We start from the raw sequence: 25,491 nt of genomic DNA, 5'->3' as shown, positions 1-25,491 counted from the left end.
GACGTCGGAATCTCACCACATCAAGATCTTGTCCGCCAGCCGTTCGCGACCGCTCGATCACCTGGGCCGGAAGAAATTCACCCGAGCAAGGCTAAGGGGCCCCGGCGAGTGCCGGGGCCCCTCCCCTAGTCGAGCAGCGCGGTGACGGTGCCGGCGCCGACCGTCCGGCCGCCCTCGCGGATCGCGAAGCCGAGCCCCTCGGTCATCGCGACCGGCTTGCCCAGCTCCACCGCCATCTCGACGGAGTCGCCGGGCAGCGCCATGCCGCCCTCACCGAGGTCAATGCCGCCGACCACGTCCGTGGTGCGGAAGTGGAACTGCGGCCGGTAGCCGTGGAAGAACGGCCTGGACCGCCCGCCCTCGCCGGCGGTCAGCACCCGGACCCGGGCCCGGAACCGCAGATGCGGCCGGATCGCGCCCGGCGCGCTGATCACCTGCCCGCGCCTGACCTGGTCCCGCTTGACGCCGCGCAGCAGCATCGCGGTGTTGTCGCCGGCCTCGGCGTGGTCCATCGTCTGCCCGAACGTCTCCAGCCCCGTGGCGACGGAGCCGAACGTGTCGCCGAGCCCGACGACCTCGACGGCGTCCCCGAGCCGGACCGCGCCCTGCGCCACGACCCCGGTCACGACGGTGCCGCGCCCGGTGATCGTGAGGACGCTCTCGACCGGCATGAGGAACGGCTTGCCGAGCGACCTCGCCGGGACCGGCACATAGGCGTCGATCGCGTCGAGCAGGTCGACGATCCGCGCCGTCCAGTAGGGGTCGCCCTCCAGCGCCCGGAGCCCGGACACCCGCACGATCGGGATCTCCTCGCCCGGGAACCCGTACTCCGAGAGCAGCTCCCTGACCTCCAGCTCGACGAGGTCGAGAAGCTCGGTGTCCTCGACCATGTCGGCCTTGTTCAGCGCCACCACGATGTGGCCGACGCCGACCTGCCTGGCCAGGACGATGTGCTCGCGTGTCTGCGGCATCGCCCCGTCCTGCGCGGACACGACGAGCACGGCCCCGTCCACCTGCGCGGCACCGGAGATCATGTTCTTCACGTAGTCGGCGTGGCCCGGCATGTCGACGTGGGCGTAGTGCCTGGTCGCGGTCGCGTACTGGACGTGCGCGACGTTGATCGTGATACCGCGGTCGCGCTCCTCGGGGGCGCGGTCGATCCGCTCGAACGGCACCGCCGACGCCAGCCCCCGCTCGGCGAGCACCTTGGTGATCGCCGCGGTCAGCGTCGTCTTGCCGTGGTCGACGTGCCCCATCGTCCCGATGTTCAGGTGGGGCTTGTCGCGCTCGTAAAGCTGCTTGGCCATCGGCCTTGTCCTCACTGGTGGATCCGGTGAGAACCCCTGCGCGTGCACACGCGCAGTCCTTGACCACCCCCCTCCGCTGGTTCTCCGGAGGTAGGACGGAGAGGGGTCAGCTTCGCAGGCCGTCGACGACGGCTGCGTCCGCTGCCACTGCCGAGAAGGCAGCCGACACCGCGCTCAGCAGGCCGATGCCTGCGAGCGTCCTGGTGCCGGCTGCGAGGAACATGTCCCGGACATTACGGCCGCCCCCGATGGAAGTCGACCGATTTTCCACGCGGACACGATGACCGGCCATGCCTTGGCGCGCGGCCGGTCACCGTCTCTCCGGGATCAGCAGCCGGAGGGCGTCGCGCCAGGGCCGGGGGTTGGGGCCTCGTCGACGATCCCGGTGTTCAGGAGGGCGCTGGACCCCGTTGTCGTGCCCGGCGGGCCGAACGGGTGGCCCTTTCCGGCGATGACGGTGCGGCCGCCCAGGTAGCGGTGGGTCGCCCGGTCGAAGATGATCTCGTCGCGGACGCCGTCCTGGACGCGGGTGACCGCGACACCGTGGCGTCCTGCGGCGTCGACGGCGTCGTCCCGCAGCCGGACGCCGGGGATCTCGGCGATCGCCCGGTAGAGCGCCGCGCGCACCCGGGGCGTGGCGGGCGTGCCGATCAGGTCGGACGCCGCCTCCCACTGCCGGTCGCCCCGGTCGCCCTCGCCCTGGTCCGCCAGGAGATCGAGCAAGGCTCCGGTGTCGGTGGGCAGGGCGTCGAGGTAGGGGCGGTGGATCGGGGCCTCCGCCGGGCAGGGGCCGAGCACGGTCTCGCCGTCGGGCGGCAGCATCTCGCCCGGACGCGGCCGGATCGAGTTCTTCGCGATGATGAGACCGCCCTTCATACCGCCCACGGGCAGCCAGCTCTGGCTGCGGATCTCGTACCAGCGGCCCACGCCGCCGACCCGCTGCCGCGACACGCCCTCCTGGTAGACGACCTGGTCGGGCCGTGGCACCACGTCGTCCGCCGCCCGGTCGGCGGCCTGGTCCAGGACGGTGGCCACGTTGGCCATTCGCCCGCCGTCGTGCTGGTTCACCAGGAACGTGGCCACCACGCCGGCGCAGGCCGCGGCGGCGACGCCGGACAGCAGCAGCGGACGCCGCCGCCGGACGGGGGCGGCGTGGGCCCGCCGCCGCCAGCGGTTCTCGGCCCCGGTCACATCGATGTCCAGGGGGACCTCGGAGCGCAGCCGCTCCACCAGCTTCAGCTCATCCATCGTGGTCCTCCTTGGCGAGGGCGTCGCGCAGCTTGCGGCGGATTCTGTTCATGCGGGACCGGACCGTCCCGGCGGGGACGGCGAGAGCCTCGGCGACCTCGTCATAGGTCAGCCCGGCCCATGTCACCAGCAGCAGCACCTCCCGCTGTGCGGCCGGCAGCCCGGCGATCGCTCCTGCCAGCACCCGGGACCGGGCGCCCGCGTGGACGCGGTCCTCGACCGTGTCGGTGAACGGCTCGGTGACCGGGTCGACACCGCTGCGGGCGAGCGCGCGCAGGGCGCGCACCTCGGCGCGGCGGTGCCGCCGGATCAGGTTGGTCGCGATCCCGTAGAGCCACGGCCGCGCGTCCGGGCGCGACACGTCGTAGCGGGGGCGCCGGTCGAACGCGACCAGGAAGGTCTCGGCGACGATGTCCTCCGCGGCGTCGCGGCCGAGGCGCCGCGTCACGTAACGCATGATCTCCTGGGCGTGCCGGCGGAACAGGACGGCGAACCTCTCGGGGTCGGTCCGGGACGCGGCGATCAGAGACGCGTCGGTGGGGTCCTCATCCGTGGCGGGCATGGGCGGGGTCGGCGAGGAGCGGCTCGTTGTCGGCATGCGCGGGCCTCTCGGTCGTGGACGTGTCACCTCCTCTTGCCCGATCGGGCGGCCGCGGGTCCATCGGCTTCACGAGCCGTCCCCGGCCGGGCCTCCGGACGCCGGGATCCGCAGCAGGAGGAGGCCGGCGAACGCGCCGGCGAACTGGAACGCCGCGATCGCCAGCACCAGCCCGACGGGCCCGAGCGGGCCGGCGAACGCGGCGGTCAGTGCGGCGCCGAGCGCGGACGCGCCGATCTTGAGGCTGCCGCCCGTGGTGTTGACCTGGCCGAGCCGGTCCGGCGGCGCCTCGCGCTGCCGGAGCATCAGCGTGGCCGCGAACACCGGCCCCTCCGCGATTCCCGCCGCGACGGACGCCGCCGTCGCCCACGGCAGGGACGGCGTCACCGCGAGGGCGGCGAGCGACGCCCCGAACGCGACGAGCCCGGCGATCATGACCGGTTCGGCATGCTTCGGCGTCAGCCACCGGCTGGACGCGAGGGACCCGATCAGCGAGCCGACCGCCATCGCCACGAGCAGCCGCCCGCCCGCGCTCGGCCCGGCGCCGATGTGCTCGGCGAGCAGCACCGCCGTGACCGCGACCCCGCCGAACCCGGTCCACGCGAGCGTCGTCGCCACGGTCAGCGCCCGCAGCACCCGTCCCTCGGCCAGCACGACCAGCCCGCCCGTGATCACCGAGAGCGTCCCGGACAGCCCGGGCCGCGCCCGCGGCCCGGGCTCCGCGCTCGCGGACGGGGACGGGAAGGGGAGAAGCGGGAGGGTCAGGAGCCCGACGACGCCCACGGCGACCACCGCGATGCCGGCGTACTCGCCGCCGGCGAGGGAGGCCAGGCCGGCGGCGAGGCCGGGGCCCGCGATTCCGGCAAGGTTGTAGCTCGACGCTTCCAGGCCGTACGCCCGCGAAAGCCGCCCCTCCGGGACGAACCGCGGCAGCAGGCTGGTCAGCGCGACCACGATCGGCTCGGTGCAGCCGATCACCGCCGCGACGCACAGCGCCAGAGCGAGCGGCGACCGTCCCGCCATCGTCAGCAGCAGCGCGGTCGCGACGGCGTAGCAGGCGGCGAGCGCCACGGCGACCCGGCGGGGTCGTCCGACCCGGTCCAGCGCGTTCCCGATCACCGGGCCGCTCAGCACGTACGGCAATGTCATCGCGGTCTGCAGGAATCCGGCCGTCGCGGCATGACCCGTCCGCGCCTGGACGGTCAGGACCAGCGCGGTGGCGACGCCCTCGGCGGACACGCGCAGCATCGTCGCCGACGTGAGGTGGAGCGGCAGCGCCGCCGTCCTGCCGATCACGTTGGCATGGTGGCACAGCCGCGGGCCGGAAGATCCGGCCGCCTAGACTCGGAGGGTGACGGCAGCGAAGACAACGCACGAGCACCGGGTAACCAGCGAGGTCGGACGGCTGCGGACCGTCCTCCTGCACCGTCCGGGTGCGGAGCTGAAGCGGCTCACCCCGCGCAACAGCGACAAGCTGTTGTTCGACGCGATCCCGTGGGCGGGCCGCGCGCAGGAGGAGCACGACGCGTTCGCCGAGGCGCTGCGGTCGCGCGGCGTCGAGGTCCTGTACGTGACGGAGCTGCTGCAGGACGCCCTGGAGTACGAGGCCGCACGCGAACAGGCGATCGCGGACGCCATCGTCGACCTCCGCCTGGGCGACCAGCTCCGCCGCGTCGTCGAGGGCTATCTGCGCGACCAGGATCCCGAAAACCTCGCGCACACGCTCATCGCCGGACTGGCGCACGAGGAGCTGAAGTCAGGGCACGGTTTGGTCTACCGGCTGATGGACAGGCTCGACTTCATCGTCGACCCGCTGCCAGGCCTTCTGTTCACCCGCGACAACAGCACGTGGATCGGTGACCGCGTGGCGGTGACGAGCCTCGCGATGGAGGCGCGCCGCCGCGAGTCGGCCCTCACCGGGCTGGTCTACGCCCACCATCCGCGGTTCGCCGGCGTGCAGCCGGTGTACACGCCGTCCCTGGAACACCTTGAGGGCGGGGACGTCCTGCTCCTCTGCCCGGGCGTGATCGCCGTCGGTACCGGCGAGCGGACGACCCCGGCGGGCGTCGAGCGGCTGGCCCGCCAGGTGATCGGCGCCGGCCTCGCCCACACCGTCCTGGCCGTCCCGATCGCGCAGGAACGGGCGACCATGCACCTGGACACGGTCTGCACGATGGTCGACGTCGACACCGTCGTCATGTACCCGCCGGTGGCGCACTCCCTGACCGCCTACACGGTCACGCTGGACGACGGCGACCTCAGCGTCACCGACCGCCGCCCCTTCCTGGAAGCCGCCGCCGACGCGATGGGCCTGGAGCGACTCAAGGTCATCGACACCGGCCTGGACCCGGTCACCGCCGAACGCGAGCAGTGGGACGACGGCAACAACACCCTCGCGGTGGCGCCCCGCCTCTGCGTCGCCTACGAACGCAACATCGAGACGAACGCCCAGCTGGAGGCGTCCGGCATCGAGGTCATCCGGATCAGCGGCAGCGAACTGGGCACGGGGCGCGGCGGCCCCCGCTGCATGTCCTGCCCCATCCTCCGCGACGAGCCCGCCTGACCACGGGTACGCGAAGGGCCGTGGCGCCTTGCGGCGGCCACGGCCCTGGACGTTAGCGCTCGGGCGGTGTCGACGGGGGCACGACAGCGCCCGAGCTTGGTGAGGACCATACAAGGTCGGGCGGGGTTCCTTCCAGGCAGGGTCCCTCTAAGCCGGGTATGCCCGACTTGGAGCCACTTCACTCCTGGTTCCGCCACACAGGTCTTCGTCGGGTTCGTCCAGCAGGTCGGGAAAGCTGGAGAGATCGGGGACGACCGCATGCGCACCGGTGGGGGCGACCATCTCGCTTCCGCCCGGCGCCCGGGGGGCCCGGACGATGGCCCAGACCGTGGTGGCGCCCTCCTCGTGACGCACCCCCCATCCTTCGGACAGGGCCTCGACGATGCCGAGCCCGCGTCCGCCGAGCGAGGACAGCGTCCCGGGGCCGCGCCGCGGCTCGGTCATCGCGCCGCCGTCGCTGACCTCGAGTTCGAGGAGGTCGCCGCGGCGCCGCCAGCAGACCCTGACCTGACCGGAGGGCAGCGGCCGCGCGTGCCGGAGGGCGTTGCTGATGAGCTCGCTGACGATGACGCTCGCGTCGTCCACGACGGACTCGTAGACGCCGGAGCCGGCCAGTTCCGAGCCGAGGCGCCTGCGGGCGACCGCGACGCTGGACGGTGCGTGTGGCAGCAGTACGACGCTCGACGCCCTCACCTCCCCCTGGTTCCGCTCACTCGGACGAACCCCGTCATCGCTCTTCCGGTACGACCGGAATGCCCTGATGGCCGCGGCCGGAAACCCGAACGATTCAGTTCACCACCTGCACAACGAGTCACCGTACGACCGGTCACGGTGATCACCCCCGGATCGGAATCTCGTCACCAACGGCAACCATCAAAGGATCTATCCAGCCAACGGCGGATTTACTCCTCACGCGCGCGTTTCGTCCGTCACACCCTTGGGACACCGTACTTTCCCGCACGTAACCAGCGTGCCACCCGTCGAGATCACCGAAAGCCCTGGTCACGCAGCTCTCACCGGGCCGCCCGGGACGGAGTGTCCTCACGGTAAGTAACCGTCCGGATCAGGGCGAGGCCCGCAACACGAGGCGCATGCACGTGCCTTCGCCCGGACCGGCGCCACCTGCGGGTCCGTGACGCTCCGTAACCGAAAGCGGTCGAGTGGTTCGTTCCATATCACCCAGATCAACACTGGGCGTCCCTTTAGGTGGGCTTTGGGGGGGTTCAATGTGAGATATCGCACGCTGCGCGGGATGCGCGGAGATGGTGCCGCCCTGCGCCTCGGTCAGCCGTTTGACGATGTACAGGCCGAGCCCGATGCCGCCGAACCGCCGGCGGTCCCCGGCGTCCCCCTGCACGAACCGCTCGAAGATCCGTTCATGGTCGCCGAGCGGGATGCCGATCCCCTCGTCGGAGACGGTGACGACGATGCCGGACGCCTCCCGGCGTGCCCGGACGCCGACCGTCCCGCCGTCCGGCGAGTACTTGAACGCGTTCTCCAGCAGCTGCCCGAGGACGATGTCGGTCGCCATCGCGTCCCCCCGGCAGGACGGCAGGCCCGGCTCGATGTCCAGCTCGACGCGGTGCAGCGGCGACAGTGACCGGAATCCGGCGACGACGCCCTCCAGCACCCGGGTCAGGTCGAACGACTCGATCGTCACGGCCAGCTCGTCCGCGCCCGCGCGGGAGCCGAGCAGCAGGTGCTCGACGAGGCGCCCGAGCGACTGGGCGCGCTCGGCGATGGTGGCGACGGCGGCGCGGCGGTCGGTGTCGGCCATCTCGTCCCACCGGTTGACCAGCGTGGACGCGAACCCCTGCACGACCGTGATCGGGGTGCGCAGCTCGTGGCTGGTCGTGGCGAGGAACAGGTCCTTCGCCTCCTCCAGCGCCTTGGCCTCCGACACGTCGCGGAAGTCGACGACGAGCTCGCCGGTCTCCTCGATCTCGGCGGCCAGCACGTTCAGCCAGGTGCCCGACGCCAGCCGGAACGTCAGCTCCTCGCCGAGCGCCGGCATGTCGAACGGCAGCGGACGGCCGATCGCGTCCTCCGGTGGGATGCCGGTGAGAGTGTGCGCGGAGTGGTTCCAGTGCCGGACGACGAGGTCGTGGTCGAGCACCGCGATGCCGTCGGCGCTGGAGTCGATCACGGCGCGCTCGTGCGCGCGCTGCCGGACGACCTCCGCGTACGCGACCGCGTTGCCGACCGCGACCCCGGCGTGCCCGGCGAGCAGTTCCAGCAGCTCCAGCTCGGTATGCCCGACCTTGCGCCCGGAGAACAGGGCGTACAGCGCGCCGTACGGCCGGTTCTGCAGGTACGACAGGCCGAGCGCGATCGTGTGCAGACCGGACAGTTCAGACCAGATCAGGTCGCCGAGGCGCCGCTCGCCGGTGGTGAGCTTGACGGTCTTGCCCGACCGCAGCAGCTCCCCGACGAGGCTCGGCCGCAGCTCGGCGGACGTGCCGCGCATCCGCTCCGGCAGCCCGGACATGCTGACCAGCCGCAGCCGCTCGCCCTCGATCCGCACGAACCCGCCCGCGTCGGCGCCGGTCAGCTCGATCAGCGCGGCGGTGATCCGGTCGAGCACGACGGCGAGGTCGAGCTCGGCGCCCAGGTCGGCGACGATGTCGTTCAGCCGCCGGACGAGCCGGGCCCGCTCGGTCATGTGGTGCTGGACGATCTCGTCGTCGTCGACCGGGTGGTACACCCCGACCCAGCCGAGCAGCGTGCCGTCCGGGTCCTTCAGCAGGCTCGTGTCGATGCGCACGTCGATGAGCCGGCCGTCGCGGTGGAAGCGGCGGGTCGCGATCGAGATCTGCCCGCCCTCGCCCTCGCCGGCGCGGCGGGTGAGGAGCCGTTCGTGGACGGCGTTCTGCTCGGCCTTCAGCTCGTCCGGGACGATCGGGGGGACGCGTCCGATCATCTCCCGGGCCGGCCAGCCGAACATGCGCTCGGCCGCCGGGTTCCACACGGTCACCCGGTGCTTCTGGTCGACGGCCACGATCGCGTCGGCGGCGCTCTCGATGACGGCCCGCGCGATCGGATCGTGGACGTGTTCGTACACGTCTGTCATCGTGCCACCGGACTCCGGCCCACGGCCGGGCAACTTGCGCCGAAACTTGCTCGGCGACCCTTCTGCGAACCCAAACCTTACCGTTTGGTAAGCCTGCCGATGAGGGCGGCGGCCACCCCGGCGACCAGGAACGACAGCAGCGAGGCGCTCATCCAGGTCTGCGGCGTGAAGTGCAGCGCGTCCTGGACGTCGTGCCAGAGGCTCGCCCAGCGGCCGACCGTGCCGGGGTTGACGAGCTGGTAGACGACGAACCCGATCGCCCAGGCCGCGATCATCCCCCAGCGGGACGGGGCCATGCGCGAGACGTCCCAGCCGTCCCGCGTCCGGCGGCCGAGGAAGAAGTCGGCGGCGAGGACGCCGAGCATCGGCACGAACACCGACCCGATCAGCGACAGGAAGCCCGCGTAGTCGCCGATGTCCAGGACCAGCGCGAGGACGGTGATTCCGGCGCCGAGCACGACGCTCAGCACCCGGCGGTCGGCGCGCGGGAAGAGGTTCTGGATCGACACGGCGGTGGAGTAGGTGTCGGCGAACGACTGGTCCGCCTCCCGCAGCACTAACACGGCGAAGAACACCACGCCGAGCGCGGGGCCGAGGAACGGGTCGAAGATCTTGGTCGAGTCGCCCGCGACCAGCGCCAGCGCCAGCAGGCCGAGGACATAGGCGACGATCTGCGTGACGGAGTAGCCGGCGGCCGCGGCACCGAACGCCCCGCGCTCGGTCCGCGCGTGCCGGGTGTAGTCGGCGGCGACCGGTACCCAGGAGATCGACACGGCGAGGGCGGCGTCCGCCCCGACCCAGAAGCCGTCCCACGAGCCCTGCGTGAGGTCGGGCAGCGGCTGCCGGACGAGCTCCACGTAGAAGTACACGAGCGCGATCGCCACCGCTACCGTCACGTAGCGGCGCAGCACGCGCACCGAGCCGAGCGGCCAGATCGTCAGCACGGTCGTGACCGCCCCGGCGGCGATCACGTAGCCCCAGCGCGGGACGCCGTCCCACAGCTCGCGGGCCGCGTCCGCGATGACGATCAGCTCGAACGTCCCCCAGCCGACGAGCTGCGCGATGTTCAGGATCGTGGGCGCGTACGACAGCCGCGCGCCGAACAGTCCGCGCAGCAGCACCATCGCGGGCTGGCCGGTGCGGGCACCGGGCACGGCGGCGAGGCCGAGCATCAGCCCGCCGAGGGCCGTTCCGACGGCCATCGCGACGATTCCGGCCATGATCGAGATGGTCGGCCTGCCGTCGGCGTCCGGCGCGAGGACGGTGTAGGCGCCGGAGAAGGCCAGGAGGCTCACCCCGAGGTTGGCCCAGAAGGCGCTCTGGTCCCAGAAACCGAGGACCTTGGGGGCGGGTTCGTCGAGGGTGAAGGGGACCTCGTTGCGGGGCCGCTCGTCCTGAGGGCGCTTCTCGACGTCGGACGTCACGGGACACACTCCCTACGCCGGCATTACCCGGACAGGTTCATGCGGTCGGCGACGCCTTGAAGGCCGCCCTCTCAGCCCGGCTGTGGCCCGAGCTCCCGCGGGTATCGGTCAGGCCCGATCGTACAACCGCCCGACACGCCCTAAAAGGGGCGATCGCCTCATAGGTTGCAGATCACGCGACGTACGGCGGGCCGTCGCCGGCGCCCTCCATCGGACGCCCCGCCTCCGCCCAGCCCTTCATGCCGCCGTCGACGTTCCGCGCCAGCCAGCCCGCCTGGTTCAGCGCCACGGTCACCTGCGCGGACCGGGCCCCGGACCGGCAGATCACGTAAACCTCCTGGTCACGCGGGACCTCCCCGGCGCGGTCGCCGAGCTGGCCCATGGGGATGTGGACGGCCGCGGGCGCGTGGCCCGCGTCCCACTCGTCCTGCTCCCGGACGTCCAGCAGGTAGCCGTCCTGCGGAACGTCGGCGGCGACCACGGCGGGCACGTCTTCCCCGAAATTCATCACACCCCCATGGAACCGCGCGAAGCCCCCCTGCGTCGAATCACGCATGCGGTATCGGACGCTCCTTTTCGCGGCGCCCGGGCTGGCCATGCTCCTGTCTCTGGCCGCCTGCGGCGACGAACAGGCCAACGGAAACCCCGCCGACAAGCCCTCGGGCACGACGTCCGTGCAGCCGTCCGGCACGCCGGCGGACTCACTCACCGTTCAGGTCAAGGCTTCGAAGGAGGCACCCGCCAAGACCTGGAAGCTCACCTGCGCACCGCCGGGCGGCACACATCCCAAGGCCTCCGACGCGTGCGCGGCCCTGACCAAGGTCAAGGAACCCTTCAAACCCGTCCCCAAGGACCAGATGTGCACCAAGATCTACGGCGGTCCTGAGGTCGCCACGGTCACGGGCACCTGGCAGGGCAAGCGGATCGACACGAAGTTCACCCGGGCCGACGGCTGCCAGCTGCACCGCTGGAGCGAGATCGGCCCGCTGTTCGGCAACGTCCCCAAGGTCCGCTGAACCCCTGAACGAGCCATCCCCGTTCCGGCTCGGTGCAGGGACGAACAGGCCCCGGCCGCCCGGCCGGGGCCTGTTCGCGTCAGAGCCAGCCGCCGATGCTGCGGTTCTGGGAGACGGCGGTGTCGAAGGCCAGCGGGCAGGCCAGCACGAGCGTGCGCATCGGCTCCTGCAACTGGACGTGCATGCGCAGCACGTACCGGTCGGCACCGGTGAACACCTGCGACAGGAACTCGCCCATCCCTTCGAAACCGCGCTGGATCCGGGCGAGCTCCTGCTGCTGCCAGTCGGTGACCCGGCCGCTCAGCAGCTCGTAGTAGCCGATCTGCTGTTCCTGCGGTGTGAGGATCTCCCAGCCGCGCATCGCCCGCTTGCGCAGGTACCCGATCAGGCCGCCCTGGGGAGCGAGCACCTGCATGGTGGGCGTCCCCATGAACCCGTACGGCTTGTAGAAGTGGAAGTACGGCATGCCGTCCGGGCGGAAGATCGACAGTTTGCGTTCGGCCTTCGTCTGGCTGCCCTGGTTCATCACGCGCAGCGCCTTCTTGGCGCCGCTCACGCCTTCCTCGCGGACGTACGCGGCGGGCTGCCCCTGCGGACTCCAGATCGTGTAGTTCGCCTCGGTCGAGAAGAACTGCGCGGGCTGGTCGTAGACGAGGATCGGCGAGCCGTACAGATCCGCGGGCTGCTGCGGGGGCTGCGGCTGCGGCGGTGCGGGATGGCCCGGCTGCGGGACGACCGGCGGGGCATGACCGCCGTGCTGCGGTGGATACCCCTGCGGGGCATAGCCCGGCGGCGGCCCGGCCGGGGCGTAGGGCAGTGCGGGGACGCCGCCCGGCGCGGGCGGCCCGTAGCCCTGGCCCGGCGGCCCGTAGCCGGGTGCGTGCGGGCCGGGCCGTGGGGGGTAAGGGGGGTAGCCCATGGCGGCTCCAAGCGAGGCGATCATCCCGATTTCCTCGCGACACGATACGCCGCCTCTGCCCCGGTTCCGGCGCGAATTACTTGAGCAGCCGGGACATGCGGCGGTCGGCGAGCGGCTTGCCGCCGGTCTGGCAGGTGGGGCAGTACTGGAGCGCCGAGTCGGCGAACGACACCTCGCGGATCGTGTCGCCGCACACCGGGCATTTCTGGCCCGCTTTCCCGTGCACCCGCAGCCCCGTCTTCTTCTCGCCCTTGAGGTCCTGGGCTTCGAGGCCGCGTGAACGCTCGACCGCGTCCCGGAGCGTGCCGACGATCGCCTCGTGGAGGACGGCGACATCGTCCTCGGTGAGCGACGCGGCGAGCTTGAACGGGGACATCTTCGCCACGTGCAGCACCTCGTCCGAGTAGGCGTTGCCGATGCCCGCGATCACCTGCTGGTCGCGCAGCAGGCCCTTGATCCGGCTGCGCTTCCCGTCGACGATCCCCGCCAGCGCCTCGACGGTGAACGCGTCGTCCAGCGGGTCGGGACCGAGCGACGCCACGCCGGGAACGTCGTCCGGGTCGCGGACGACGTAGACGGCGAGGCCCTTCTTGGTTCCGGCCTCGGTGAGGTCGAAGCCCGAGCCGTCGTCCAGGTGGACGCGCAGGGCGAGCGGGTTCTTGCCCCCGGGCCGGACGGGCCGGGTCGGAATCTCGTCCCGCCAGCGCAGCCAGCCGGCGCGGGCGAGGTGGATCACCAGGTGCAGCCCGTCGACGTCCAGGTCGAGGAACTTGCCGTGCCGGGCCGCGCCGGTGACGGTCAGCCCGCCGAGCGCGGTCACCGGCGGGTCGTACGTCTTCAGCGCGGAGATGGCGAGAACATCGACGCGGGCGACGACATGGCCGACCACGCGCTCCCGCAGGAACCCCGCCAGCGCCTCCACCTCAGGTAGCTCAGGCATGGCTTCAGTATCGGCGAAGAGCCGCGCTGCCGGAACGTCGTCCACAGCCCTGTGGAAGCCTGTGGAAAACCTTGGGCGCTGTGACCGGGATCTCGGAATCGGCAGATACCCCCCAGGGGTTGTCAGAGGCATCCGGTTATGGCAGCATGAGCCTCACCAGATACCCCCCAGGGGTAAAAAGCGAAGGAGACGCCGATGAGCACCGCCACCTACACCGTCACCGGAATGACCTGCGGCCACTGCGTGAGCTCGGTGACCGAGGAGGTCGAGCAGATCGCCGGCGTGACCGGCGTCGACGTCGACCTCCAGACCGGCGAGGTCACCGTCACCAGCGAGGCCCCGCTCGACGACGCCCGGGTCAGGGACGCCGTCGAAGAGGCCGGATACCAGCTGACGACCTGAGCGGCGCGCGCCCCGCCGGCGGGCGGGGTGCGTCCCTCGAACATCGAGTGGAGTGGATCGGCATGAACAGCGCGACCAAGCTGGGGGCCTACGCGGTGGGCCTGGCGGTCGTCTTCGGCGGCGCCGCGGGGATCGGCAAGGTCGTCGGCCCCGTCGGCGGCACCGCGGAGATGGCGTCCCACGAGACCGGCGAGGGCCACGGCGGCGGGCACGGCGGCGGCCATGACGGCTCGGCGTCGCACGCACCGGGCGGCCTGCAGGTGTCCGAGGACGGCTACACGCTGACCCCGGAACGGACGACCGTCGCCCCCGGCAAGAAGACGGACTTCCGGTTCACCATCAACGGACCGGACGGCAAGCCCGTCACGGCGTTCCGGCCCCTGCACGGCAAGCGGCTGCACCTGATCCTCGCGCGGCGCGACCTGTCCGGCTTCCAGCACCTGCACCCGACGCTGCTGGGCGGCGGCGTCTGGACGGTGCCGATCACGCTGGCGAAGCCCGGCGTGTACCGGTTCTTCACCGACATCCAGCCGGACGGCGCGAAGCGGCAGCTCACGCTGGGAACCGACGTGTTCGCCCCCGGCGACCTGCGGCCCACACCGCTGCCGAAGCCGGAGCAGGTCGCGAAGGTGGACGGCTACGAGGTCACGCTGGCCGGCGGCCTCACCCCCGGCAAGTCCACCGAACTCACCCTCACGGTGAGCAAGGACGGCAAACCGATCACCGACCTGCAGCCGTACCTGGAGGCGTACGGGCATCTGGTCGCGCTGCGGCAGGGCGACCTGGCCTACCTCCACGTCCACCCGGACGGGGAGCCCGGTGACGGCAAGACGAAGCCGGGACCCGGCATCACGTTCTTCGCCGAGGCGCCCAGCTCCGGCGCATACCGTCTCTACCTGGACTTCAAGCACGACGGCAAGGTCCGCACGGCCGAGTTCACGGTGCACGCCGGGAACGCTCGGGTACCCGTCCAGGAACCCGGGCCGGGCCACGACGACCAGCCGCACGCCCACTGACCGTCCCACACGATCGAAGCAGAGGAGGAGCGATGAGCACGGACGCGATGTCCGAGCGTATCGAGCTGGCGATCGGCGGGATGACGTGCGCGTCGTGCGCCAACCGCATCGAGCGGAAGCTCAACAAGATGGACGGCGTGACCGCGACGGTCAACTACGCCACCGAGAAGGCCCGCGTCGAGTTCTCCCAGGGGGTGTCCCCGGACGAGCTGATCGCCACGGTCGAGAAGGCCGGCTACAGCGCCGAGCTGCCCGCCCCGCCCAAGACCGATGAGGCGGCCCCGGAGCCGGACGACGATCTGCGTCCGCTGCGGCAGCGGCTGATCAGCGCGGTCGTGCTGTCGGTCCCGGTCATCGCGATGGCGATGATCCCGGCGATCCAGTTCGAGGCGTGGCAGTGGCTGTCGCTGACGCTGGCCGCTCCGGTCGTCGTGTACGCGGGCTGGCCCTTCCACCGCGCCGCGGCGGTCAACCTGCGGCACGGCGCGGCGACCATGGACACGCTCATCTCGCTGGGCACCCTCGCCGCGTTCGCCTGGTCGCTGTGGGCGCTGTTCTTCGGCACCGCCGGCGAGCTGGGCGTCAAGCACGGGTTCGAGTTCTCGATGACCCGCTCGGACGGGTCGATGAACATCTACCTCGAAGCCGCCTCCGGCGTGATCATGTTCATCCTGGCCGGCCGGTACTTCGAGACGCGGTCCAAGCGCCGCGCCGGCGCCGCGCTGCGGGCCCTGCTGGAGCTCGGTGCCAAGGACGTCTCGGTGGTCCGGAACGGCCCTGCCGGTACAGCCGTGGAGGAGCGCATCCCCGTCGACCGGCTCTCGGCCGGGGACCTGTTCGTCGTCCGTCCCGGCGAGAAGATCGCCACGGACGGGACGGTCGAGGAGGGCTCGTCCGCCGTGGACGCGTCGATGCTGACCGGCGAGTCGGTGCCGGTCGAGGTCGGGCCCGGCGACGCCGTGGTCGGCGCGACCGTGAACGCGGGCGGGCGGCTGCTGGTGCGCGCCACCAGGGTCGGCTCCGACACCCAGCTCGCGCAGATGGCGCGCCTGGTGGAGGACGCGCAGACCGGCAAGGCCCAGGTGCAGCGGCTCGCCGACCGTATCTCGGGGATCTTCGTCCCGGTCGTGATCGCGCTCGCGCTCGGCACGCTCGGCTTCTGGATCGGCACCGGCGAGCCCCTCGCCGGCGCGTTCACCGCCGCGGTCGCCGTCCTGATCATCGCCTGCCCGTGCGCCCTCGGCCTGGCCACCCCGACCGCCCTCATGGTCGGCACGGGACGCGGCGCGCAGCTCGGCATCCTGATCAAGGGTCCGGAGGTGCTGGAGTCCACCCGCCGGGTCGACACGGTCGTCCTGGACAAGACGGGCACCGTCACCACCGGGCGGATGGCCCTGGTGGACGTCATCACCGCCGACGGCGTCTCCGAGGGCGAGGTTCTCCGCCTGGCGGGCGCGCTGGAGAACGCCTCCGAACACCCCATCGCCCAAGCGATCGCCAAGGGGGCGTTGGAACGGGTCGGCGATCTGGGCACGGTGGAGGACTTCGCCAACATCGAGGGCCTCGGTGTCCAGGGGATGGTGGACGGCCACGGCGTCCTGGCAGGACGTCCGCAGCTGCTCGCCGAGTGGTCACAGCACCTCACGACCGACCTCGAACGCGCCATGGAGAAGGCCCAGGCGCTCGGCCACACCGCCGTCGCGGTCGGCTGGGACGGCGAGGCCCGCGCGGTGATCACGGTCGCCGACCAGGTCAAGCCCACCTCCCGTGAGGCGATCGCGCAGCTCACGGCCCTCGGGCTGCGTCCCGTCCTCCTGACCGGCGACAACGAGACGGTGGCCCGCACGGTCGCGGACGCGGTCGGCATCGAGGAGGTCATCGCCGAGGTCCTGCCGCAGGACAAGGTGGACGTCGTCAAGCGCCTCCAGTCCGAGGGACGGACCGTGGCGATGGTCGGCGACGGCGTCAACGACGCCGCCGCGCTCGCCCAGGCCGACCTGGGCCTGGCGATGGGCACCGGGACGGACGTGGCGATCGAGGCGTCCGACCTGACCCTCGTCCGCGGCGACCTGCGCGCCGCATCAGACGCGATCCGGCTGTCCCGCCGCACGCTCGGCACGATCAAGGGCAACCTGTTCTGGGCCTTCGCCTACAACGTGGCGGCGATCCCCCTGGCGGCGTCCGGCCTGCTCACCCCGATGATCGCCGGCGGCGCGATGGCGTTCTCCTCGGTCTTCGTGGTCAGCAACAGCCTCCGCCTGCGGGGCTTCAAGCCGCTGACGTCCGCAGAGCCGGGCACCCGCTGACACGTCCGCACGACTGCGCGGCCCCGCCCCGGGGCCGCGCAGTCCTCCTTTCTCAGGACACCGTCTCCGCCACCAGGACGGCGGCCCGCCGCCGCGCCCGGACGGCCAGCGCGTAGTACAGCCCGCCCGCGACGAGTCCGCCCGACAGCCAGGAGAAGCCGGTGCCACCAGGCCCAGCGCCAAGCTGACCAGCGCCGCGCCGTTCACACCACCGCGAGGACCGCGGAGGCCACCGCCCCGGCGACCAGCGTGACCTTCCAGCGGGCGACCCGGATGCCGACCGAGAGCGCTGCCAGCGAACACGAGTACAGGTTCAGGATGTTGGTCGCCACCGGTCCGTGCATGACGAGCAGCAGGACCGGTATCGCCATCACCCCGAACGCGCCGGTCACCAGGCTCGACGGGTCGCTGCCGCCGCCCGCGCTGGCCAGGCAGGCGCCCAGCGCGGCGAGCCAGACCGTCGGAACGTACATGCCGAGGGCGGTGGACCAGAACACTGCCCGGTCCGAGGCCTCCGTGCGCACGAAGCGGCTGTAGTCGGCCGAGTACGGCAACCAGGTGATGCCCCAGCCGATGCCGATGGCGGTGAGCAGCTGGGTGACGGCGGTGACCTCGTCGCCGGTCGTCGCGGCGGCGGCGCCCGTCCAGTCCGGCTCGGCCTGGCTCAGCGCCAGCCCCAGCTGGACGGCCATGATGAGCCCGGCCACCAGGTACCTCGTCCCGGAGCCGCCGTGCACGCCCAGTTCCGCGAGGATCTCGATCACCAGGTCGAGCACCACCCAGGTGTTGACGCCGGACCAGATCCAGAACTGCTGCCATGGCGTGGAGTCTCGGGAGGAGGCGGGGATGGGCTCGTGGAGAAACCTCTACTGATCGTTCATCCGGCTGTATAGATTCACAGCATGTTCACTCTGCGGTCCCTGCTCGGGGACGAAGCTCTGGAGCTGCGGATTCTTGTCTCCGGCCCGCGGGGAGCGCTGGACGAACCGGTCTCCTGGGTCCACAACACCGAGCTGCCCGACCCTTCGCCCTACGTGCGCCGGTCCGAGCTGGTGCTGACCAACGGCCTGTGGGCCGACCGGATCGGCGCCGCCGAGTTCGTCGCGAACGTCAGGCGCGCGCAGGCGGCGGGCATCGTGTTCGGCCTGCGCCAGGAGCGTCCCACCACACCGGACGAGCTGGTCGCCGCGTGCCGGGACGCCGGTGTGCCGCTCCTGGAGATCGCGGTGACGGTGCCGTTCACCGCGATCTCCGAGGCGGTCGCCACCCGTTACGCCGAGGAGCGGCAGAGCGCGCTCGTCGGCATGGTCCGCCGCGGGGAGGCGCTGGCCACGGCGATCTCCCGGGGCGCGGGCGCGTCCGGCGTCCTGCGGGTGCTGCGCCGCGACCACGAGCTTCCGCTGGCGGTGGTCGACCGGATGGGCCGGCCGCTCGCCTCGGCGGGCGCCCGGCTGGACGCCGGGCAGTTGCAGACGGTGGCCACCGGCCTGGCGCGCCACCCGCCGCCCCTCGAACTGGAGCTCGGCACCGCCGGAAGGGCGACGCTGTACCTGGTGGGCGCGGTCGGCGACGCCGACGCGGCACTGGTCTGCCTTCGCCCGGTGAGCGACCTCACGAGGATCGAGCAGGACGCGCTCGACCAGGCGGCCCGCTTCCTCAGCCTGGAGGTCGCGAAGCAGCAGGCGATGCAGGCGATCGAGCTGCGGTTCGCCGGCGAACTGCTGGAGATGGTGCTGTCGGGCGGCAGCCGCGCCGCCGAGGTCCCCGGGCGGCTGCGCGCGTTCGGCGTGGACGCCGACGGCCCGCTCGCGGTGTGGACGCTGGCGTTCGCCGGCGCCGAGGCCACCGTGCCCGGGCTGGCCGAGGCGGCCGGCGAGTTCTTCGCCTCCGCCGGAGTCCCCGTGGTGGTGGCGGGCGGGTCGCAGGACGTGGTCGCCGTGCTGTCGTGGCGGCATGGCGAGGACGAGGCGGCGCCCCTCGCGGAGCGGCTGGCCTCCGCCGTGGCGGAACGCTTCCCCGGCCGCCGGCCCGTCGTGGGCCTCGGCGGGGTCGTCGGCGAGCCGGCCGGGCTGCGCGAAGCCCTCGTCCGGTCGCGGGAGGTGTGCAGGACGCTGCGGCGGGGCCATCCCGGAAGCGCCGTCCGGTCGTTCGCCGAGCTGGGCACCCACCGGCTGCTGCTCAGCATGCAGGACGCCGACGCCCTGCGCCCCCTGGTCGACGGCGTGCTCGCGCCGGTGCGCCGGCACGACGCCGGCCGCGGGGGTGAGCTGGAGGCCACGCTGCGCGCCTTCCTGGACCACGACGGGCACTGGTCGTCCACCGCCGCGGCCCTGCACGTCCACGTCAACACGCTGCGCAACCGGCTCGGCAAGATCACCGAACTGACCGGCCGCGACGTGGCCCGCACCGCCGACCGCGTCGACCTCTTCCTGGCGCTGCAGGCCGCCGACATGACGTGACCACCCGCCGGGCGGGCTCAGTCCGGATGGACGTCCGGGTCCACCCGGGGCGGCTCGTGCGGGCGCAGGCGCGTTTCCGGGTCGGCCGAGGCCGCCTCGGCCACGTCCCTGCAGCGGGCGAACGACACGTCCCCGCACTCTCGGGCGTACTCGATGAACGACCGCAGGGCGAGGACGCGGCCGGGGCGTCCGGACAGGAAGGGATGCGCGCACAGGTTGAAAAGGCACCCGTACTCGCGCATGCCGTCCAGTTCCGCGCGCCAGAGCTCCAGGACCTTGCGCGGTGACTCGATGACCGACCCGATGTCCGGTGCGGGCAGGTAGGCGTACTGCTCCCAGTCGTCCAGCGACCAGTGCACCGGAAGCTCGACGATCTCGCCGGACCCGGTGCCGACCCGGTACGGCCGGTCGTCGCCCATCAGGGACGAGTCGTACCGCAGCCCGTACTCGGCCACCAGCTCCGTCGTGAGCCAGGACGCCTCCCAGAGCGCGGCACGGAACCCGGTGATCTCGATGCCCTGCCCGGCGAACACCTCCAGGGCACGCAGGAAGTCCGCGCGCTCCTCCTCCGGCCCCATGGACGTCGGCGGCCGGTGCGCATAGGAATGGTGCGCCACCTCATGGCCCCGTTCGACGATCGAGGCGGCCAGGCCGGGGCGCCGTTCGGCGACCCAGCCCGGCACGAAGAACGTCGCCGGAACCTCCGTCGCGTCCAGGAGATCCAGGATGCGGGGCAGCCCCACGTCCGGCCCGTAGGACTGGTGCGACATCGTGCTCGCGTGCCGGGCGTAGCGCCCGCCCTGCGCGAGTATCGGCGTCTCGGCGTCCACATCGAAGGTCAGTGTCACCACGGCGGCCGCCCCGCCGTGCCAGCTCCCGCTCATGCCCCCATCCTCCGCCCGCGGCCGCTCCGCTTCCGCGGGTCCCCGGTCAGGCCGGCGCATCGGCCGGTCGATGGCGGCGGACGTTGTCCAGGGTGACCATCGGCTCCAGGATCGAGTGGTCGAAGCGCTCCTGTGCCCGCCCCTCGGCCAGGCGGCGCGGGAGGTCGGGGTTGACGAGGGCGCCCCTGGCCACGGACACGAGGTCGGTGTGACCGTCCCCGAGGACCTGGGCCGACAGGTCCGCATCGTGCATCCCGCCGTTGGCGATCACCGGGAGGCCGCTCACCCGGCGGGCCAGGCCGGTGATGGTGAGCCCGCCGTCCAGCCGCGCGGTCTCGATCCAGTTCCGGCCCTCGCTGGCGATGTGCAGATAGGACGCGCCCGCCTCCGCCAGCGCGGTGAAGATCACCTCGGCGTCGTGCGGACCGCCGGGCCAGCGATACCGGAAGTCGTTCACCTTGGTCTGCGAGAGCCGCACCCCGACGCACCAGTCCGGACCGACCTCGGCGCGGATCGCCGTCACGACCTCGGCCGTCAGGCGCACACGGTTCGCGATCGGCCCTCCGTAGGAGTCCTCGCGCAGGTTGGTGTAGTCGGTGATGAACTGGTCCAGGAGGTAGCCGTTGGCCGCATGGACCTCCACGCCGTCGAACCCGGCGTCCCTGGCGTTCACCGCCGAGGCGACGAATCCGGCGATGGCCGATTCGATGTCCGCCGGGCTCATCTCCCTGGGCGTCGGCCACGGACCGTTCCCGCCGTACTCGGGCATCTTCACGCCCTGCGGCCGTACCGCCGATGGTCCGGCAGTGTCATCGCGGTACGGGTTTCCCTGTGACAGCGCACCCGCGTGCATCAGCTGCGCCACGATCGGTGCCCCTGCACCGTGCACGCCTTCCGTGACGTCGCGCCACGCCGCCACGTGCCGCCCCGACACCAGACCAGGCTGGTTGAGGTAGCCCTGGCTGTAGGCGATGTCGGTGTAGATGCCCTCGGTGATGACCAGTCCGAACCCGCCTCGGGCGAACTCGGCGTAGTAGTCGGCCATCTCCGGTGTCGCCGTGCCATCCGACTCGGCCGACACCCGCGTCATCGGCGCCACGACCAGCCGGTTGGCCGTCCGCAGATCGCCGACACGCCCCGGCTCCAGGGCCGGATGGTTCCTGGAAACGCTCATCTGTACTTCTCCCTACTGATGCTTGCTCTCGGCCGGCGTGTCAGAGCACGTCGATCGCCAGCGACGTCGGTTCACCGCCGTTGATGCCGACCTGGTCCTGCGGGCACGCCGACACCGCGACCACGCAGTCCATGACCGCCTCGAACGTGATCGAGTCCCCTGGCCGGCTCTCGGCCGGCAGCCACCGCAGCCGCCCCTGCTCCTCCACCGGAATCCGCATGAACAGGTTGACCGGCTGCGGTGTGGCGGTGACGTCCAGCCCCAGCTCGGCCAACGCCTCGTCCAGGTTCCGGGCGCACGAGCGGTGTTCCGGCACCCCCAGCGCCGCATAGCGGGCCGGGTCGCAGGCGGCGATCAGCATGTCGTGCGATCCCGGCGAGCCGTCACCGGCCAGGGCCAGGATCGGCCGCCGGCGGTCGGTGACGAACGCCTCGCCCACTGCCGGGAACAGCCGGCTCGTCACGCTGCGGGTGTGCATGGCGCTCAGCCGTTCGCGCGGATCGTCCGCGGCGAAGGCGAACAGGTCACCGACCTGCCCGCCCTCCAAGTCCACGACCCGCACTCGTCGTCCGGCGGGCACCCGGACCGCCCGTCCTTCCCTCGCGGGCACCACGGTGCGCCCTGCTGTCAGCTCCATGCCGGGAAGCACACCATCACCGAAGGCACCCAGGCCATAGATGTTTCTCTACCTTCGTGCGAATCAATTGGACGTTCACACAATCGGCCTGGCGAGAGTTCACGGACGGCTCTCAGGTCGGGACGTCCCAGAAGGCCAGTTCGTGGCGCATGCCCTCCAGGAAGAGCCGTTCGGCGGTCGCCGGGGCGGCGTCCGACTCGTCGATCATCTGGGCTATGCGGGTGGTCAGATCGGCGAAGGCCGGGTCGGCGTAGGTGTCGATCCAGCGGCGGTAGCGCGGGTCGGACGGGGGGTCCTCGGCGAGGAGGCGGCCGAGGGTGGAGTAGCCCCACATGCAGGGGTAGAGGGCGGCGAGACCGTCGGCGTACACGGCGGCGCTGTCCAGCAGGAACGACGTGTAGGCGGCGCAGGCCGGGCCCTTCTTCGCACCGTCCAGGTCGGCGGCGAAGCTCGAAGAGAGCGAGCGGTGGAGTTCGAGCTCGTCGTGGAAGGTGGCGTAGGCCAGGTCGACGAGGTCTCCGAGATGGGCGTCGGGGGCCTGCCAGGCGAGGCGCGAGAAGACGCGCACGTAGTCGTGGAGGAAGAGATAGTCCTGTTCCAGCCATGAGCGGAACACGGCTTCGTCCAGGTCGCCTTGAGCGATGCCCTGCACGGTGGGGTGTTCGAGCTGCTCGTCGACCAGCGGACGGCCGAGTTGCTCCAGATGCGCGGCGAGACTCATGTCCGCCAGTCTGCCGGTGAAACGACCAGACCCCGCCGGGTCGTGCGACCCGGCGGGGTCCTGGTCTTGCACCGGTGTGCGGGTCGCCTCTCGGCGAAAGGCACAACACGGCTCCAGCCGGACGGTATTCCGTGAAGGCGAAAGGTGAGGCCCGGGGACACCAGGCACACCGGCTGTCATGTGTAACCGACGGGCCCCCGGGATTGTTCCCGGCCCTCGAAACCCGTGAAGGTCCCGGTCCGCCGGACGGTGTGCCACCCCAGTCGCGCCCCCATCAGCGCGGTGACGATGGACTGGACGACCACCAGGTACATGAGCTGCCGGTAGACGAACTGCTGGAGCGGCAGTGTCCACAGCGGACGGACGGTCTCACCGTCCAGCCACAGGGCGTAGGCGCCTGCGGCGGCTTGGGCGGCGACGAACAGCAGCCAGGTGACGATGGGCACCAGCGGGTTGAGGAAGACCAGTCCGAACAGCGCGAACAGGTCGATGGCCGGTGCGAACAGCGGAAGCAGCACCTGGAACACCGTCAGGTAGGGCAGGCAGCGGCGTCCGAACCGTCCCGAGCCGCCGCGGTCGATGACGGAGCGGCGGTGTTTCCACATCGCCTGCAACGTCCCGTAGCACCAGCGGTAGCGCTGCCTCCACAGCTGCCTGAGCGATGCGGGCGCCTCCGTCCAGGCCAGGGCCTTCTCCTCGTAGACGACGCGCAGCCCTGTGCGGCATATCGCCATCGTTAGGTCCGTGTCCTCGGCGAGCGTGTCTCCGGGGACTCCGCCCACCTTGTCCAGAGCCGCCCTCCGGAACGCGCCGATCGCGCCGGGGACAGTCGGCATGCATTGGAGGACGTCGAACATCCGCCGGTCGAGGTTGAACCCGATGACGTACTCGATGTGCTGCCAGCGTCCGAGGATGCCGCCGCGGTTGGCGACCTTGGTGTTGCCGCTGACCGCTCCCACGTCCGGGTCCGCGAACGGCGCGACGACATGCCGGATGGTGTCGCGCTGGAAGACGGTGTCGCCGTCCACGAGGACGAGGATGTCGGACTGGGCCACGGCCAGGCCGGCGTTGAGCGCGCTGGGTTTGCCGCCGTTCGGCTTGCGGATCAGATGGACGCCCGGCAGGGCGAGCGAATCGACGATCGCGGCCGTACGGTCGCTGGAGCCGTCGTCCACCACGATCACTTCGACGGTGCCCGGATAGTCGGTGTCCACGAGCGAAGCCACCGTCGCCCCGATACCGACCTCCTCGTTGTAGGCGGGGACGATCACGGACACGGGTGGAAACGGGTCCGGCGGCAGTCCGCCCGGGGGCGGCGCCGGTCTTATGGCGTGCCGAGGTTGGCGCGCCGGCCTCCGGACCCGGCGCATGTGGACGTGCGCGAAGACCAGGAGCGACACGAGCCTCAGCACGTAGAGGATCCCGGCGACCGCGAACAGCACGCCCATGGTTCTGGTCAGCGCCGACGCGGCGCGCTGGGCGGTGACCAGCGTCCAGCCGACGACCCTCTCGTGCGCGGGCACGGCGACTTCCGCCGACGGCATGCCCAGCGCCTGCGTGAGCGTGGTGAAGCGGTAGCCCTGCGGCTGGAGCCGGTCCAGGATCTGCTCGACGGCCGCGACCGTTTCCGACCTGTCGCCGCCCGAGTCGTGCAGCATCACGACCGCGCCCTCACCGCGCCTGCCCGCCGCTAGCGCCCGCTGGACGATCTTCGCCGTGCCCGGACGCGCCCAGTCCTCGGTGTCGCGATCAGTGAGGACCACGACGTATCCGTCCTCGCCCGCCCGCCTGGCCGCCTGCCACTCCGGTGCCGTCAGGCCGTCCGGACGGGACGAGTACGGCATCCGCATCAGCCTCGTGTGGACGCCCGCCGCGCCCGCCAGCGCCCGCTGCGTGAGGTCGAGTTCGAGTCGTCCCCGCCACGCCGGGGCTGTGGCGAGGTCGACGTGGGTGTAGGTGTGCGAGCCGATCTCGTTGCCCTCGTCCAGGATGCGGCGGGTCAGCGCAGGGTTCTCGGCCACGTGCGCGCCGATGGTGAAGAACGTCGCGCGGGCGTTGTGGCGGCGCAGGACGTCCAGCAGGCGCGGCGTCCACTCGGGGTCGGGACCGTCGTCGAACGTCAGCGCGATCGTCTTCGGGGGCATGCGGCGGCTCTGCGGGGTGCCGCCGGCGAGGTTGACGACGGGGCCGCCGGAGGCGACCTGGGACGGGGCCGGCGCGGGGCGCCCAGGCTCGTCGCGGGGCGCCTCACCGACGGCACCGTTCGCGAATCCGTCGAGCAGAAGGAGGACGGTCAGCACCAGTCCGCCCAGCAGAAGAAGGAGCCAGTGCCCCCGTGGCTCACTGCGTCGCACGGTCAAGGGTTCTTCTTCTTGTGTCCCCAGGCGCGAGGAGACGCTTCCGACCTGCCCGGGCGACTCGTGGTGACGGCCGTCGACGGCGCCGTCGAACTGGACGGCCTGGGCGCCGCCGAGGGAGGCAGGGTACCGGTCGGACCGGTGGGTCGGGGCTTCGCGACCTGGGGTGGCTGACCGGTCTTGCTAGCCGGAACACTGGGACGGCTGATTTTCACACGCGGACCGGAGGAGGGCCCGCTCCATGGCGTCAACGGCACATCCGCACCTGTCGTCATACCGAGGCCCAGTGCCCCCAGGAACACGATGAGCAGTGCGCCCGCGAGCAGGCCCAGCCGGCGTCCCATCCGCGCACGCCACCCGGTCGCGTCGACGAAGACCGGCGCCGCCTCCAACTCGGCGGTCGGCTCCGAGACGGGCTCCGTGGACGGCACGGCCACTGGCCCGCCAACC

At 71.7% G+C, this 25,491-nt stretch carries 22 protein-coding genes and 1 riboswitch; of the genes, 6 read left to right on the top strand and 16 right to left on the bottom strand.

Features of this window, described 5'->3' with window-relative positions; translation table 11 throughout:
- Positions 1-125: 125 nt before the first annotated feature.
- From tuf to ACQPZP_RS00760, 4 genes are all read right to left on the bottom strand, one after another.
- Complete coding sequence (gene tuf / locus ACQPZP_RS00775) at positions 126-1,307, bottom strand: elongation factor Tu (protein WP_433475682.1); 1,182 nt, start codon at positions 1,305-1,307, stop codon at positions 126-128.
- A 327-nt stretch (positions 1,308-1,634) separates the two neighbouring features.
- Positions 1,635-2,555, bottom strand: coding sequence for a CU044_5270 family protein (locus ACQPZP_RS00770; RefSeq protein WP_433475681.1), 921 nt, complete (start codon positions 2,553-2,555; stop codon positions 1,635-1,637).
- On the bottom strand, positions 2,548-3,153 hold the full coding sequence (locus ACQPZP_RS00765) for an RNA polymerase sigma factor (protein WP_433475680.1): 606 nt from the start codon (positions 3,151-3,153) through the stop codon (positions 2,548-2,550). The genes ACQPZP_RS00770 and ACQPZP_RS00765 overlap by 8 nt, the downstream gene beginning before the upstream one ends.
- Positions 3,154-3,222: 69 nt before the next feature.
- Positions 3,223-4,449: an MFS transporter gene (locus ACQPZP_RS00760; RefSeq protein WP_433475679.1), complete on the bottom strand. Its 1,227-nt coding sequence runs from the start codon at positions 4,447-4,449 to the stop codon at positions 3,223-3,225.
- Positions 4,450-4,504: 55 nt separating this feature from the next.
- Between ACQPZP_RS00760 and ACQPZP_RS00755 the strand changes: the two genes are divergently transcribed.
- Positions 4,505-5,716 carry an arginine deiminase gene (locus tag ACQPZP_RS00755; RefSeq protein WP_433475678.1) on the top strand — a complete coding sequence of 404 codons (1,212 nt, stop codon included), beginning with the start codon at positions 4,505-4,507 and terminating at the stop codon, positions 5,714-5,716.
- 147 nt (positions 5,717-5,863) lie between these two features.
- Here the strand turns inward: ACQPZP_RS00755 and ACQPZP_RS00750 are convergent, their stop codons facing one another.
- The 4 genes from ACQPZP_RS00750 to ACQPZP_RS00735 all read right to left on the bottom strand — a co-directional run bounded on the left by ACQPZP_RS00750 (position 5,864) and on the right by ACQPZP_RS00735 (position 10,718).
- Positions 5,864-6,409 (bottom strand): ATP-binding protein, encoded by a 546-nt coding sequence (locus ACQPZP_RS00750; RefSeq protein ID WP_433475677.1) that lies wholly within the window; start codon positions 6,407-6,409, stop codon positions 5,864-5,866.
- 370 nt (positions 6,410-6,779) lie between these two features.
- Complete coding sequence (locus ACQPZP_RS00745) at positions 6,780-8,786, bottom strand: PAS domain-containing protein (protein ID WP_433475676.1); 2,007 nt, start codon at positions 8,784-8,786, stop codon at positions 6,780-6,782.
- A 77-nt stretch (positions 8,787-8,863) separates the two neighbouring features.
- Complete coding sequence (locus ACQPZP_RS00740; protein WP_433475675.1) at positions 8,864-10,210, bottom strand: purine-cytosine permease family protein; 1,347 nt, start codon at positions 10,208-10,210, stop codon at positions 8,864-8,866.
- Positions 10,203-10,319, bottom strand: a riboswitch (TPP riboswitch). (Overlaps the previous gene by 8 nt.)
- A 63-nt stretch (positions 10,320-10,382) precedes the next feature.
- Complete coding sequence (locus ACQPZP_RS00735) at positions 10,383-10,718, bottom strand: rhodanese-like domain-containing protein (RefSeq protein WP_433475674.1); 336 nt, start codon at positions 10,716-10,718, stop codon at positions 10,383-10,385.
- Positions 10,719-10,764: 46 nt separating this feature from the next.
- On the opposite strand from ACQPZP_RS00735, the gene ACQPZP_RS00730 reads away from it, so the two are divergent.
- The gene (locus ACQPZP_RS00730; protein ID WP_433475673.1) at positions 10,765-11,226 is read left to right on the top strand and encodes an SSI family serine proteinase inhibitor; all 462 of its coding nucleotides are present in this window, start codon (positions 10,765-10,767) and stop codon (positions 11,224-11,226) included.
- Between the two features lie 79 nt (positions 11,227-11,305).
- Here ACQPZP_RS00730 and ACQPZP_RS00725 read toward each other — a convergent pair whose 3' ends face one another.
- A complete protein-coding gene (locus ACQPZP_RS00725; RefSeq protein ID WP_433475672.1) occupies positions 11,306-12,169 on the bottom strand; it encodes a hypothetical protein in 864 nt (287 codons plus the stop codon).
- A gap of 52 nt (positions 12,170-12,221) precedes the next feature.
- A complete protein-coding gene (locus ACQPZP_RS00720) occupies positions 12,222-13,085 on the bottom strand; it encodes an Fpg/Nei family DNA glycosylase (protein WP_433475671.1) in 864 nt (287 codons plus the stop codon).
- Positions 13,086-13,280: 195 nt separating this feature from the next.
- On the opposite strand from ACQPZP_RS00720, the gene ACQPZP_RS00715 reads away from it, so the two are divergent.
- The 3 genes from ACQPZP_RS00715 (at position 13,281) to ACQPZP_RS00705 (ending at position 16,809) form a co-directional block, all read left to right on the top strand.
- On the top strand, positions 13,281-13,487 hold the full coding sequence (locus tag ACQPZP_RS00715) for a heavy-metal-associated domain-containing protein (RefSeq protein ID WP_433475670.1): 207 nt from the start codon (positions 13,281-13,283) through the stop codon (positions 13,485-13,487).
- Positions 13,488-13,549: 62 nt separating this feature from the next.
- Positions 13,550-14,503 carry a hypothetical protein gene (locus ACQPZP_RS00710; protein ID WP_433475669.1) on the top strand — a complete coding sequence of 318 codons (954 nt, stop codon included), beginning with the start codon at positions 13,550-13,552 and terminating at the stop codon, positions 14,501-14,503.
- Between the two features lie 32 nt (positions 14,504-14,535).
- Positions 14,536-16,809, top strand: coding sequence for a heavy metal translocating P-type ATPase (locus ACQPZP_RS00705; RefSeq protein WP_433475668.1), 2,274 nt, complete (start codon positions 14,536-14,538; stop codon positions 16,807-16,809).
- Between the two features lie 203 nt (positions 16,810-17,012).
- On the opposite strand, the gene ACQPZP_RS00700 is transcribed toward ACQPZP_RS00705, so the two are convergent.
- Positions 17,013-17,585 (bottom strand): cytosine permease, encoded by a 573-nt coding sequence (locus ACQPZP_RS00700; RefSeq protein WP_433475667.1) that lies wholly within the window; start codon positions 17,583-17,585, stop codon positions 17,013-17,015.
- A gap of 126 nt (positions 17,586-17,711) precedes the next feature.
- On the opposite strand from ACQPZP_RS00700, the gene ACQPZP_RS00695 reads away from it, so the two are divergent.
- Positions 17,712-19,268 (top strand): PucR family transcriptional regulator, encoded by a 1,557-nt coding sequence (locus tag ACQPZP_RS00695; RefSeq protein WP_433475666.1) that lies wholly within the window; start codon positions 17,712-17,714, stop codon positions 19,266-19,268.
- 17 nt (positions 19,269-19,285) lie between these two features.
- Here ACQPZP_RS00695 and ACQPZP_RS00690 read toward each other — a convergent pair whose 3' ends face one another.
- From ACQPZP_RS00690 to ACQPZP_RS00670, 5 genes are all read right to left on the bottom strand, one after another.
- A complete protein-coding gene (locus ACQPZP_RS00690; protein WP_433475665.1) occupies positions 19,286-20,152 on the bottom strand; it encodes a polysaccharide deacetylase family protein in 867 nt (288 codons plus the stop codon).
- Positions 20,153-20,198: 46 nt separating this feature from the next.
- Positions 20,199-21,326, bottom strand: a complete 1,128-nt coding sequence (locus ACQPZP_RS00685) for an alkene reductase (RefSeq protein WP_433475664.1) — start codon at positions 21,324-21,326, stop codon at positions 20,199-20,201.
- Between the two features lie 40 nt (positions 21,327-21,366).
- Complete coding sequence (locus ACQPZP_RS00680; protein WP_433475663.1) at positions 21,367-21,963, bottom strand: DUF1989 domain-containing protein; 597 nt, start codon at positions 21,961-21,963, stop codon at positions 21,367-21,369.
- 112 nt (positions 21,964-22,075) lie between these two features.
- A complete protein-coding gene (locus tag ACQPZP_RS00675; protein WP_433475662.1) occupies positions 22,076-22,684 on the bottom strand; it encodes a TenA family protein in 609 nt (202 codons plus the stop codon).
- 176 nt (positions 22,685-22,860) lie between these two features.
- Entirely contained in the window at positions 22,861-25,038 is a 2,178-nt protein-coding gene (locus ACQPZP_RS00670; protein WP_433479777.1) for a bifunctional polysaccharide deacetylase/glycosyltransferase family 2 protein, read from the bottom strand.
- Between the last annotated feature and the right edge of the window lie 453 nt (positions 25,039-25,491).

Origin of the sequence: Spirillospora sp. CA-142024 (genome assembly GCF_050942325.1) — a bacterium.
In the GTDB taxonomy this organism is placed as follows: Bacteria; Actinomycetota; Actinomycetes; order Streptosporangiales; family Streptosporangiaceae; genus Spirillospora.
This window is presented reverse-complemented; position numbering and strand designations above follow the sequence as displayed.

Coding starts and splice junctions, on each gene's coding strand:
- tuf (WP_433475682.1), bottom strand. CDS start 1,307: ATGGCCAAGCAGCTTTACGAGCGCGACAAGCCCCACCTGAACATCGGG.
- ACQPZP_RS00770 (WP_433475681.1), bottom strand. CDS start 2,555: ATGGATGAGCTGAAGCTGGTGGAGCGGCTGCGCTCCGAGGTCCCCCTG.
- ACQPZP_RS00765 (WP_433475680.1), bottom strand. CDS start 3,153: ATGCCGACAACGAGCCGCTCCTCGCCGACCCCGCCCATGCCCGCCACG.
- ACQPZP_RS00745 (WP_433475676.1), bottom strand. CDS start 8,786: ATGACAGACGTGTACGAACACGTCCACGATCCGATCGCGCGGGCCGTC.
- ACQPZP_RS00735 (WP_433475674.1), bottom strand. CDS start 10,718: ATGAATTTCGGGGAAGACGTGCCCGCCGTGGTCGCCGCCGACGTTCCG.
- ACQPZP_RS00730 (WP_433475673.1), top strand. CDS start 10,765: ATGCGGTATCGGACGCTCCTTTTCGCGGCGCCCGGGCTGGCCATGCTC.
- ACQPZP_RS00725 (WP_433475672.1), bottom strand. CDS start 12,169: ATGATCGCCTCGCTTGGAGCCGCCATGGGCTACCCCCCTTACCCCCCA.
- ACQPZP_RS00720 (WP_433475671.1), bottom strand. CDS start 13,085: ATGCCTGAGCTACCTGAGGTGGAGGCGCTGGCGGGGTTCCTGCGGGAG.
- ACQPZP_RS00715 (WP_433475670.1), top strand. CDS start 13,281: ATGAGCACCGCCACCTACACCGTCACCGGAATGACCTGCGGCCACTGC.
- ACQPZP_RS00710 (WP_433475669.1), top strand. CDS start 13,550: ATGAACAGCGCGACCAAGCTGGGGGCCTACGCGGTGGGCCTGGCGGTC.
- ACQPZP_RS00705 (WP_433475668.1), top strand. CDS start 14,536: ATGAGCACGGACGCGATGTCCGAGCGTATCGAGCTGGCGATCGGCGGG.
- ACQPZP_RS00695 (WP_433475666.1), top strand. CDS start 17,712: ATGTTCACTCTGCGGTCCCTGCTCGGGGACGAAGCTCTGGAGCTGCGG.
- ACQPZP_RS00690 (WP_433475665.1), bottom strand. CDS start 20,152: ATGAGCGGGAGCTGGCACGGCGGGGCGGCCGCCGTGGTGACACTGACC.
- ACQPZP_RS00685 (WP_433475664.1), bottom strand. CDS start 21,326: ATGAGCGTTTCCAGGAACCATCCGGCCCTGGAGCCGGGGCGTGTCGGC.
- ACQPZP_RS00680 (WP_433475663.1), bottom strand. CDS start 21,963: ATGGAGCTGACAGCAGGGCGCACCGTGGTGCCCGCGAGGGAAGGACGG.
- ACQPZP_RS00675 (WP_433475662.1), bottom strand. CDS start 22,684: ATGAGTCTCGCCGCGCATCTGGAGCAACTCGGCCGTCCGCTGGTCGAC.